An 11,164-nucleotide genomic window follows, 5' to 3' on the forward strand; every position below is an offset into this window, starting at 1 on the left:
ACTCAAAAGTTTCATAAAGAATTCCCAAACCAAGCATTAACATTATCGGGTCCTTTCTGTATCTTGCTGGCTCTTTAAATGGATACCACAAACTTGTATGTATGGCCAAGAATAAAAGTGTAATCGTAGTGGGTGGAGGAATTGTAGGACTCTCCACTGCTTATTTTTTGCATAAAGCCGGGCACCAAGTTACTTTACTTGATAAGTCCGATATCAACGCTGGAGCTTCCTTTGTAAATGCTGGTTATCTTACACCGAGCCATATTGTTTCCTTGGCCGCACCGGGAATGATCAATACAGGAATAAAATACATGTTTAACTCCTCCAGTCCATTTTATATGAAACCAAGGTTAGATATGGATTTTATAAAATGGGCATGGTATTTTAAGAAATCTTGTACCAAGGAGAAGGTAAAAAGGGCCATGCCTGTTATTAGGGACATTAATCTTTTGAGCAGGGAATTGTACGAGGGAATTCAGGCTTCGGGCGATTTGGGCGATTTTAAAATAGGTGATCAAGGTTTGATGATGGTTTATAAAACCCAGGAAGCTTGTGACCACGAAATGGAGGTTGTGGAAAAAGCCGCAGAAATGGGACTTGTGGGAAGACATTTATCCAAAGAAGAGTTACAGAAAATAGAGCCCAATGTTGATTTTAATGCAGAGGGCGCCATTCTTTGGGAATGTGACAGACATACCACACCACCTTTGATCATGAACAGGATGGTAGAGTACCTTGAGAATGCAGGCGTTACAATCCATAAAAATGAAGAAGTTACCGATATTACTGTATCCGATTCCAAAATTTCTGAAGTGAAAACCGCCAAAGGGTCCTACCGCGCAGATGAAGTGGTTTTGGCCGCTGGATCGTGGACTTCTAATCTTACTAAAAAATTGAACCTTAAATTACCATTACAAGCTGGTAAAGGATACAGGATCAATGTGGAAGAGCCTACGCAGATTACTATGCCGGCAATCTTGATGGAGAAAAAAATTGCGGTGACCCCAATGGAGGGATTTACACGTTTTGCAGGGACAATGGAATTCTCTGGAATCAACCATCAAATTAGAAAGGAAAGGGTAGAGGCCATAGCAAATGGGGTGGAGGCCTATTATAAAGGCTTACATATTCCGGAAGAAGCAAAGAACAATGCCAAATGTGGACTTAGGCCCGTATCGCCAGATGGACTTCCATACATAGGCAAGTCGACAAATTTTGATAATCTTACCATTGCCACCGGACATGCCATGATGGGATGGAGCTTAGGGCCAGCCACCGGAAAATTAGTAACGGAGCTTATATCCGGGGTTAAAACTTCGATGGATATTTCAGCATTTGTGCCTAATCGTAAATTTTAAAGGATTTCTTGCCTTATAGGGCATGATATATGTGGTTTAGATTTTTCATTTGTTTTTAGAACAACTAATTTTACAGTATGAAAAAACACTACGCCATTACTCTTCTTTTTTCATTGTTCCAAGTGCTTGTAATCTGGGCCCAAGAGGTACAGATTTTCACCCTGAACGATTTTGACCTTAATGGTCGTGTAAAATCTTGCTTGGTGACCACGGATTATGGTAAGGAATTGTTCGAGTTCAACAAGGAAGGGGTTTTAACAAAGACAATTACGCAATACAACGAAACCGATCAAGATATTACCTATTACAAATATAAAGACGGGGAATTGTTGGAAAAGCGCATGGAGAGTTACAAAAACAATATTTTGGACGAGGCAACATCCATGGCTAATTTTTATGAGGTTGATACGGTTCCGAACAGAATGGTCGTTGAAAAAATTATTTCTTATGACAAGCAGTTTTTGGAGCAACAGCAATACCAATATGATGAGGATGGAAAATTGGTGAAAATTATTTCATCTAACGGGGAAGGTGTGGATGAGACCACTTTAGACTACACCAAAGTAAAGAACGAGGAAACCGTGAGCACCTTCACCAACGGAATATTACAGAAAGCGGTAAGGACTTCCATTAAAAAAACGCCTAATGGCGAACAGAAAATTATACTGACTAAGGAATATATTGATGGCGAACCCAATACGGCCAATGAAGAAGTTTTTAATAGTTCTGGTGATTTGATTACAAGCGAGGATTTTTTATATGATGTCGCCGAGAAAGAATTTGTTTCTCAAAAGAAGAACTATTATCAATATAAGAATGGTGTATTGAGTAAGGTTGTTAAAAAAACTGTGAATACGGAGTCATCGGACACGTATATTTTTCAGTTTGACAACCATACTCCAAGCAATTGGGTTAAACAGATTATTACTCCCGGCAATACTTATACTACCAGGACCCTGGAATATTATAAGGAAGAGGCTTCTAAAGAGGAGACTTCGAATTAATTTGATGTAATAAACCTTCAATAATTTCAGGCTTTACCTCATGCCCACCATTAAAGGTGAGGGTTTGGGCATTTCCTTGAAATAAGTTCTCAACTTTTACCTTCTCCTTTTTTAGACGTTCCGGTGTTAGGAATTCGTCTTGATCTCCATATACTATTTGGACCTTGGTAGTATCATAATCCAAAAACTCAAAATCCGATCGGGATAGTTCATTGGGTATGCCTCCTGCATAAAGCACGACTAAACTACATGGTAACTTTTTGCTGGCTAGCCATCTTGTAGCGACCGATACACCTTGGGAAAATCCAAATAAAATAAGGTTTGTATTTTTTGGAATATGCTCGGCTTCCAGAACGGCATCGATATAATTTAGAACATTGTTTATTTCGGTGGCAGTATTTTCTTTTGTCAGCCAACTGGCCCCCACATATTTGTACTCGTTTTTTAAATAATATTTAGAAGGTGCCTGGGGAACTATAATGTAATTCTCTTCCGGATTCAATCCGTTAAAATATTTTACAAAGTAGCGGCTTAAATATCCAATACCATGAAAAACCAACCATACGTTTTTGGTTTTGGAGGTTAATTCGTTCTGAGTCAAGTATGTATTCTCCGTAGTGTAGGAAACTGTCTTTTCTGTATTGGACATGTTTAATTCTGCTTATTTAGATATTGGCAAAGCTTTGCGTAATTTTACAAAAAATACAAGGATGAACGAGCATAAAGAGAAGATTCTATCCGTTTGCAACGAAATTTGCAAGGGTACGTTAATGGAAACATTGGACATAACATATATTGATGTTGGTGAAAATTTTCTCTTGGCAAAAATGCCCGTTACCCCTAAGGTCCATCAACCCGATGGTGTGCTACATGGAGGCGCATCGGTCGCATTGGCCGAAAGTGTGGGCAGTGCAGCATCCTATATCTTCTTAGATGGGCAAAAATTTTTTGTTCGCGGTATTGAGATTGCGGCCAACCATGTACGTTCCATTAAAGAGGGTTTTGTGTATGCAAAAGCATCCATCTTACACAAAGGACGAACCACCCAGCTTTGGGAGATTAAAATTACCGACGAGGAAGACCGTTTGATTTCCAATTGTAAACTTACAACCATTGCATTACCCAGAAACTAAAGGGCTCAAAGAGATTTTGAATAGGGTAGAGGATTCCTTGGAAAAAGGGCTTCCTTTTGCCATATATAGAAAACCGAACGAGAATGAGGTAATAGGGGTTTATCAAGCCACTAAAGCCTTGCACTATACATCGGATTTTTCAGAAAAAGGATTTGTGTTCGCACCGTTCTATTCTCAGGATAAAGTAGTGCTGATTCAACCAGACGAATATTGGAAGGCTGCTTTTAAAAAAGAGGATATCCCAATAAACAGTGATATTTCTTTGTTTGATAATGATGAAGAAACTCATATAAAATTGGTGGAGAATGGCGTAAGGGCCATTAAAAAAGGAAGGCTTCAAAAAGTAGTGCTTTCCAGGAAAATAGAAGTTTCCATTTCCAGATCACCTATTGAGATTTTTAAAACACTGTTGAACAGATACCCGAATGCCTTCGGGTATTTATTCCATCATCCCGATGTTGGTACCTGGTGTGGTGCAACTCCAGAAACTCTTGTGAGAATCAAGGATAAAGAACTACGGACAATGTCTTTGGCAGCAACCCTTCCTTATGAGGAAAATAAATCTCCCCAATGGGGCGATAAGGAAGTTCAGGAACAGCAAATGGTATCGGAATATATAGGTGATAAATTGGCACATACCGTTCAGCGTTTGGAAATTGATGAAGCTGAATCGGTTAGGGCTGGGGGACTATGGCATTTACGTTCGGAAGTACGCGGTACCATGTTGCCCGACCTTGAGGTGGGTAAGGTGATCAGGGCATTACACCCAACCCCTGCGGTTTGTGGTATCCCCACTGCAGAGGCGCAACAATTTATAAGAGCAAACGAAAATTATAACAGAACATTCTATACAGGCTTTTTAGGTGAAATCAACCTGAATTCGCAAGGTGAGTTATCGTTGTTTGTGAACCTTAGGTGTATGGAAATAAAAAACCATACGGCATCCATTTTTGTTGGGGGAGGAATAACGGAAGCATCGGACCCTAAAAGTGAATGGATAGAGACGCAAAACAAGAGCAAGACCATGTTGGGCATCTTGTAAATAGATGTACTTAATTTTTGGGATTTTACCAGTCAGAAGCTGTATTTTTGTAGTCCATGATGTACTCAGACATACCCTCAGCGCAAACCTTGGTATTGTACTTTAAATCAAGGGGAGTTAAAAATATTGTTATCTCACCGGGGTCTAGAAATGCTCCATTGACCATAAGTTTTACCAAGAATCCATTTTTTAAGTGTTTTAGTGTGGTCGATGAGCGGTGTGCCGCTTTTTTTGCCATGGGAATGTCTCAACATTTACAGGAACCTGTAGCCGTTCTTTGCTCATCTGGTAGTGCCATGTTAAACTTTTACCCGGCAGTAGCGGAGGCTTTTTACAGCGACATCCCTCTCATTATTGTATCTGCGGATAGACCTAGTTACCGAATAGATATAGGTGATGGACAGACCATCCGGCAAGAAAATGTACTGGATAAACATATAGGGTATTCGGCCAATTTAAAGCAGGATGTTTCCCATGCCACGAATACCATTTCTAAATATGGCAAACACCTGTTGGAGGAGAGTCAAATGGAAGTGCAACGTTACAACGAAAGCGAGATTGCAAAGACGCTAACGGTTGCTTTTAACGATAACTACCCGGTACACATCAATATACCTTTTGAAGAGCCTTTGTACGGACGAATAGAAGAACCCACGGTGGAAACTCAAAATATTGAAGTACCCTACGTTCAAGGTGAATCAAGCCAAATTAATTGGGAAGAATTGTCAACAATATGGAGGAATAGTTCCAAAAAAATGGTTTTAGTGGGAGTCAATCAGCCCAATGCCCTAGAAAAAGAAGCGCTAAATACTTTGGCTAACGACCCTACTACCTTGTTGTTTACTGAAACCACCTCTAATTTACATCACCCTAATTTTTTTGAGAGCATAGACAGTATAATTGCTCCTATCGAAAAGTCGGAGCACAAGGATGAACTCTTTAAAAAATTACAACCGGATTTATTGGTGACTTTTGGTGGTTTGATTGTGTCCAAAAAAATAAAGGCTTTTTTACGTGAATACAAGCCTAAGAATCATTGGCATATCGATACAAAAAGAGCGAATGACACTTTCTACTGCCTAACCCGTCATATACCATGTAATCCCAACGAGTTTTTTAAAAATGTTGGTGATGGTGTTTCAGGAGAAAGTAAATTCAAGGCATTTTGGGAAGATAAGAAGGACCATTACGAGAAAAAGCGAGAAGCTTACCTCGAAAAAATTCCATTTTCAGATTTTATTGCGTTTGATTGTATCATCAAAACAATCCCAAAGGGATACCAGGTACATTTGGCCAATAGTTCCACGGTAAGATACGCACAGTTGTTTCCATTAGATCAGAGCTTGAAGGTTTTTTGTAATAGGGGTACCAGCGGTATTGATGGGTCTACATCTACTGCTATAGGAAGTTCAATTTATAGTAAGGATGCAACCGTACTGCTAACTGGAGACCTTAGTTTCTTTTATGATAGCAATGCCCTATGGAACAGATATGTTCGTCCGGATTTTAGGATTGTTCTTATCAATAATTCTGGTGGGGGTATTTTTAGGATTTTACCAGGAAAAGAGGATACAGAAGAATTCGAGACCTTTTTTGAGACGAGTCACGATTTAACGGCACAACAGTTGGCGGAAATGTATGGTTTTGAACATATCAGTGTAAAAAATGAAGAAGAATTAGAAGAATCACTTAGAGAATTCTACACTGAATCCAATAGTCCAAAAATCCTGGAAGTCGCCACACCACGGGTTTTGAACAATAAAATTTTGCTTGGGTACTTCGATTTTATATCTTAGAAGCTTAACTATAAAAATCAATATAGAACACTAACATATTATGAGTAAAAGAGACGAATTAATCGAAAAGTACGCTGAAGACATTAAGAGCAAATTCGGCCAAACACCGGACATGGATTTGTTGACAAAAGTAGCTATAGGCCTAGGTCCCGCTATTTATAATCTGGACGCATCCAAAGTTTCTGGATCGGATGATAAAGAATTGGAGACGGTCAAGAATAACTTTTTGATCAAGAAATTGGGCCTTACCGACACACCTGCCCTTATGGAATCCATTAATAGTGTTATAGATGCTTATGGTAGATCTGAAAAGAACAAGCACCGTGCGGTCATCTATTATATGTTGGCAAAGCATTTCGGAAAAGAATCGGTTTATAATTAAGATTACGAACCATGTAAAGAAGCTGCTCAATTTAGGGCAGCTTTTTTTTGGCATCTCACCCAAAAGCTATTATTCAACCAAAGAACATCCATAATGGACCTAAGCATAATTATTCCGGCGTACAACGTTGAAAAGCATATAGAATCTTGTTTAAAAAGTTTACTGCAACAAGATTTGGACAAGTCAAGTTATGAGATTTTAGTAGTAAATGATGGGTCTACTGATAATACAGGTTCTATTATAAAAAAGCTAAAATCCAACTACAGCAACATAAATCTTATAACTCAGGAAAATAAGGGCATTGGAGGTGCAAGAAACGCTGCGTTAGATATTGCCAAGGGTAAATACATTTATTTTGTGGATGGGGACGATTATGTGGCTACAAATACCTTCGGCAAGGTATTGGATAAAGCACTTAAATACAATCTCGATATTATTGGATTCAACAGTAAGCATGTATTCGATCATGAAGATTTGTTGTCGACCAATATAGATCAAGATAAGGATGTTGAAATATTGAGCGGAACTGAGTTTATGGGTAAATACAACTTTGAACCTGAGGTATGGTGGTATTTTATTAGGAGGGACTTTTTCGATGAATGTAATCTTCGATTCTATGATAGAAAGTTTGTGCAAGATTCTTATTTCACACCCATTCTATTCAGTAAGGCAGATACAATGGCATATGTAGATTATGATGTATACAGATATTATATGTCCGAAAATTCCATAACTCGAAACAGGTCCAAAAAGCATTTGGAAACGCATTTTAGGGATCTGGCATTTGCTGTACAAAAACAACAGGAATTAATAAAGTCGATTGAAAAATTGGGCAGGGATGAAGATGAGGATTGTTTAAAGATGTTGAAGGCAAAGAAAGAACGCTATGTGTTGATAGCAATAGTGCGCTATTTTAAATCTGATTTCAGTTTTGCAGCATTAAAACAAGATTTAAACTTTTATAAAAAAATAGACTCATATCCATTTCGCTACTTATTAAAAATAGATAAGTTTAGAAACTCGGTTAATAAGATTTTAGTCTTTATTTTCAATTCAAGTGTATTGTTGAATTTATCTTTTCATACCTATAGGTTGTATAGGAAATTACGTTAACGAGAACAACTTTTTTATACCCAGAATTTACCCCTACCTTTATCGCATGATAGAATTGGGAAACTACAATACCCTTAAGGTGCTCAGAAGCACTAGTATAGGACTTTTTTTAGGGGACGATGAAGGCACGGAAATCCTCTTGCCGAACAAATACGTACCCGAAGATTTTCAGATAGATCAAGAAATGGAGGTTTTTTGCTATTTGGACAATGCAGAACGTCCTATTTCAACCACTTTAAAACCAAAGATCATCAGAAATGGCTTTGCCCATTTAAAGGTAGTTGAAGTCGGGGCCTATGGGGCGTTTATGGACTGGGGCTTGGAAAAACATTTGCTTGTGCCTTTTAGGGAACAATCCCAAAGAATGGAAGAGGGGAATGAATATGTAGTCCATTGCTACATGGATGAAGAAAGTATGAGGCTTACCGGATCCAGTAGGGTAGATAAGTTTTTATCGAACGATGATGTGTCCTATAGCCAAAATGATCCAGTTGACCTTTTGGTATACAGAAAAACCCCGTTAGGTTGGGAAGTTATAGTTGATGAAAGCCACAAAGGACTTGTTTTTGATAGTGATATTTTTAAGCCCATTTCCGTTGGAGAACGTATCAAAGGTTTTGTTAAAAATGTAAGGGATGATAAGAAATTGGATATTTCACTTCAGCCCATTGGTGCTAAAATGTTGGAACCCACCGCTAAAATGATTTTCGACAAGTTGGTCCAGCATAATGGATTCTTGCCCCTTCACGATAAGTCTTCTCCCGACGACATCCAAAAGACACTCCATATGAGTAAAAAGGCCTTTAAAAAAGGGGTTGGAATACTTTATAGACAGCGAAAGATAAATATACAGGAAGACGGCATCCATTTATTGTAAAGGGGAGTATCTTTAATCGCGGAATCTTTTGAGCTTTAGGGGATTTAAGTTTTTTTCTTTAGGTAAATATTTTATTTTTGTAGGGATTCAGAATAACTTATTGGTTGTTATGCCTTTAGCGTAACACATAACTATAACCCCTTTACCATATGCCTTTTATTGAAGAAAGCGATTTGTTGGACCTTCATAAGGATATTGATAAGGCCCAGATTATCAACGAAAGACTTCTCGACCAGATTAAATATAAGAACAAGGACCTACGTAAAATCAAGTTGCAACGAAACATTCTTCTTGGGTTTGTTGGACTTTTTGTAATAGGAACCTTAGCCATAACCTCGTTTACCGCAGGATTGAGCAGCAAGCAATCTTTTGAGAACCAAAGTAATGTGCTTGTATCCATAGACAGTCTTGATGTGATCAAGGCACGAATTGATAATCTTAAATCCCAAAATGAGGAACTAAGTTTGGTCAAAGAGTTTTATTTGGCGAAAGAATTCCTGAACAAGGAAAAAATTTATTCCGTTCAGGTAAAATCCTTTGTGGACAATAATGTAACATTGGCCTCTGAAGCGCTGACCAACACCCTTTTTGTTAAGACCAACCCTTTTTATGCGTATTCCCTTGGTAATTTTGAAACCTTGGAGGAAGCACAGAAATTTAGAAAGCAGTTGGTACAAATGGGCTTTCAAGATGCGTTTGTAGCATCTTATAAAGATGGTCAGAGAATAAAAATTGAAGATCCGTTTTAATATTGGGAAACACAAAGGCTTGGGTACAAGCCGCTAGACTCCGCACACTTCCACTTTCGTTATCAGGAATAATAGTAGGTACGGCCTTGGCCGTAATGGAAGGACAATTCGATTTGACCATATTTATATTGGCCTTATTCACAACCGTAGGTTTTCAGGTCACCTCCAATTTTGCAAACGATTATGGCGATGGGGTAAAGGGAACGGACAATGAGGACAGGATTGGTCCTGCACGGGCCATTCAAAGTGGTTCCATCACCAGAGGATCCTTGAAAAAAGGAATTATCATTTCCATAGTTATTAGCATGCTCATTGCCTTGGCACTGATTTATTTGGCTTTCGGCAAGGAGAACATTATTTACATTCTACTCTTTTTTGTGTTGGGACTGTTGAGCATTTGGGCGGCAATAAAATATACCGTGGGATCCAATGCCTACGGATATCGCGGAATGGGAGATCTTTTTGTCTTTCTGTTTTTTGGACTCTTGGGAGTTTTGGGAAGTATGTTTTTATATACCAAATCGCTTGGTTGGACGGTCGTACTCCCGGCGGTTGCCATTGGTTTTTTATGTGTGGCAGTACTCAATCTGAACAATTTAAGGGATGTGGTTTCGGACAAAAAGCATGGCAAGATCACTTTGGTGGTAAAAATGGGTTTTGAGAACGGTAAGCGATATCATTATAGTTTGATTTTACTGGCCTTGATCTGTTTCTTGGTTTTTCTGAGTTTGGAAAACTTTGACATAAAACAGTCATTTTTTATGTTGGCCTTTGTCCCTCTGTTGATTCATTTGCTCAAAGTGATGAAAACCGATAACCCTGGTAATTTAGATGTGGAATTAAAAAAAGTCGCGCTGAGTACCTTTCTGCTGGCGATTTTATTCTTAATTTCAGTTAATATTTTTTTGTAAATTTGAAGTACAACCAAATAAACTTTAGGCAACTTGGAACAACCGATAAAAATTTTGATTGTAGAGGATAATGTCATCATCGCTGATGATATGCAATCCATGCTAGAGGAAATCGGCTATGAGATCGTGGATAATGTGATTGTTTACGAACAAGCCGTAGATGTGTTAAAGAACAATCATGTGGACCTTGTGTTGATAGACATTATTTTGGCTTCGGACAAAACAGGTATCGATTTAGGCAAACATATACGGGATACATATAACATTCCTTTCATATTCGTCACTTCCAACTCGGATCGTGCCACTGTGGAGAATGCAAAAACGGTAAAGCCCGATGGTTATTTGGTAAAGCCTTTTGAGCAACAGGATCTTTATACATCCATTGAAATTGCACTTTCCAATTTTAATTATGCCAAAAAAGGAAATGTAAAAGTAGAGGACGATGATGCTGCCGATGAGATAACTTCGAATTCTGTTTTAAAGGATTCCATCTTTGTAAAAAAACAACATCTGTATTACCGCATCCAGTTCAGCGATATTCAATTCATTAAAGCTGACAATGTGTATTTGGAAGTAAATACAGTGGACAAAAAGTTCTTGGTCCGCTCACCATTAAAGGATTATCTCGAGAAATTGCCAAAGAATAAATTTTATAGAGCGCACAAATCATACATTGTTAATGTAGATCATATTGATGCGATCAACTCCAAGGATATAATGATCAACAACAATTTGATTCCTATTTCAAAGGACTTCAAGGAGTTTATTCTTTCATCAATGAACAGTTAACGAGTAAAAG

Annotated in this window: 12 protein-coding genes; 11 read left to right on the forward strand and 1 reads right to left on the reverse strand. The window is 38.3% G+C overall.

Annotation, left to right across the window (positions count from 1 at the left end; genetic code table 11):
- The first annotated feature begins 101 nt into the window (after positions 1-101).
- The gene (locus PY091_RS14460; RefSeq protein WP_275650367.1) at positions 102-1,358 is read left to right on the forward strand and encodes an NAD(P)/FAD-dependent oxidoreductase; all 1,257 of its coding nucleotides are present in this window, start codon (positions 102-104) and stop codon (positions 1,356-1,358) included.
- A gap of 77 nt (positions 1,359-1,435) precedes the next feature.
- Complete coding sequence (locus PY091_RS14465; protein ID WP_275650368.1) at positions 1,436-2,362, forward strand: hypothetical protein; 927 nt, start codon at positions 1,436-1,438, stop codon at positions 2,360-2,362.
- Here the strand turns inward: PY091_RS14465 and PY091_RS14470 are convergent.
- The gene (locus PY091_RS14470; protein WP_275650369.1) at positions 2,340-3,011 is read right to left on the reverse strand and encodes an alpha/beta hydrolase; all 672 of its coding nucleotides are present in this window, start codon (positions 3,009-3,011) and stop codon (positions 2,340-2,342) included. The genes PY091_RS14465 and PY091_RS14470 overlap by 23 nt on opposite strands.
- 61 nt (positions 3,012-3,072) lie before the next feature.
- On the opposite strand from PY091_RS14470, the gene PY091_RS14475 reads away from it, so the two are divergent.
- The 9 genes from PY091_RS14475 (at position 3,073) to PY091_RS14515 (ending at position 11,154) form a co-directional block, all read left to right on the forward strand.
- Positions 3,073-3,495, forward strand: a complete 423-nt coding sequence (locus PY091_RS14475) for a PaaI family thioesterase (RefSeq protein ID WP_275650370.1) — start codon at positions 3,073-3,075, stop codon at positions 3,493-3,495.
- Positions 3,476-4,537 (forward strand): chorismate-binding protein, encoded by a 1,062-nt coding sequence (locus PY091_RS14480; protein ID WP_275650371.1) that lies wholly within the window; start codon positions 3,476-3,478, stop codon positions 4,535-4,537. Before PY091_RS14475 ends, PY091_RS14480 begins: the two co-directional genes overlap by 20 nt.
- 56 nt (positions 4,538-4,593) lie before the next feature.
- Entirely contained in the window at positions 4,594-6,333 is a 1,740-nt protein-coding gene (gene menD / locus PY091_RS14485; RefSeq protein ID WP_275650372.1) for a 2-succinyl-5-enolpyruvyl-6-hydroxy-3-cyclohexene-1-carboxylic-acid synthase, read from the forward strand.
- A 40-nt stretch (positions 6,334-6,373) separates the two neighbouring features.
- Positions 6,374-6,715: a DUF2853 family protein gene (locus tag PY091_RS14490; RefSeq protein WP_275650373.1), complete on the forward strand. Its 342-nt coding sequence runs from the start codon at positions 6,374-6,376 to the stop codon at positions 6,713-6,715.
- Positions 6,716-6,808: 93 nt separating this feature from the next.
- Complete coding sequence (locus PY091_RS14495) at positions 6,809-7,828, forward strand: glycosyltransferase (protein ID WP_275650374.1); 1,020 nt, start codon at positions 6,809-6,811, stop codon at positions 7,826-7,828.
- Between the two features lie 46 nt (positions 7,829-7,874).
- Complete coding sequence (locus PY091_RS14500; protein ID WP_275650375.1) at positions 7,875-8,705, forward strand: CvfB family protein; 831 nt, start codon at positions 7,875-7,877, stop codon at positions 8,703-8,705.
- A gap of 149 nt (positions 8,706-8,854) precedes the next feature.
- Complete coding sequence (locus PY091_RS14505; RefSeq protein ID WP_275650376.1) at positions 8,855-9,454, forward strand: SPOR domain-containing protein; 600 nt, start codon at positions 8,855-8,857, stop codon at positions 9,452-9,454.
- A 2-nt stretch (positions 9,455-9,456) separates the two neighbouring features.
- Positions 9,457-10,365, forward strand: coding sequence for a 1,4-dihydroxy-2-naphthoate octaprenyltransferase (menA, locus tag PY091_RS14510; protein WP_275650377.1), 909 nt, complete (start codon positions 9,457-9,459; stop codon positions 10,363-10,365).
- 33 nt (positions 10,366-10,398) lie between these two features.
- Positions 10,399-11,154, forward strand: coding sequence for a LytR/AlgR family response regulator transcription factor (locus PY091_RS14515; RefSeq protein ID WP_275650378.1), 756 nt, complete (start codon positions 10,399-10,401; stop codon positions 11,152-11,154).
- Positions 11,155-11,164: the final 10 nt, after the last annotated feature.

Source organism: Flagellimonas okinawensis (assembly GCF_029194005.1).
Lineage (GTDB): Bacteria > Bacteroidota > Bacteroidia > Flavobacteriales > Flavobacteriaceae > Flagellimonas > Flagellimonas okinawensis.

Bases quoted from the DNA above. Each gene is read 5' to 3' on its own strand.
- PY091_RS14475 (WP_275650370.1), top strand. From the start codon at position 3,073: ATGAACGAGCATAAAGAGAAGATTCTATCCGTTTGCAACGAAATTTGC.
- PY091_RS14465 (WP_275650368.1), top strand. From the start codon at position 1,436: ATGAAAAAACACTACGCCATTACTCTTCTTTTTTCATTGTTCCAAGTG.
- menD (WP_275650372.1), top strand. From the start codon at position 4,594: ATGATGTACTCAGACATACCCTCAGCGCAAACCTTGGTATTGTACTTT.
- PY091_RS14460 (WP_275650367.1), top strand. From the start codon at position 102: ATGGCCAAGAATAAAAGTGTAATCGTAGTGGGTGGAGGAATTGTAGGA.
- PY091_RS14495 (WP_275650374.1), top strand. From the start codon at position 6,809: ATGGACCTAAGCATAATTATTCCGGCGTACAACGTTGAAAAGCATATA.
- PY091_RS14490 (WP_275650373.1), top strand. From the start codon at position 6,374: ATGAGTAAAAGAGACGAATTAATCGAAAAGTACGCTGAAGACATTAAG.
- PY091_RS14500 (WP_275650375.1), top strand. From the start codon at position 7,875: ATGATAGAATTGGGAAACTACAATACCCTTAAGGTGCTCAGAAGCACT.
- PY091_RS14505 (WP_275650376.1), top strand. From the start codon at position 8,855: ATGCCTTTTATTGAAGAAAGCGATTTGTTGGACCTTCATAAGGATATT.
- PY091_RS14470 (WP_275650369.1), bottom strand. From the start codon at position 3,011: ATGTCCAATACAGAAAAGACAGTTTCCTACACTACGGAGAATACATAC.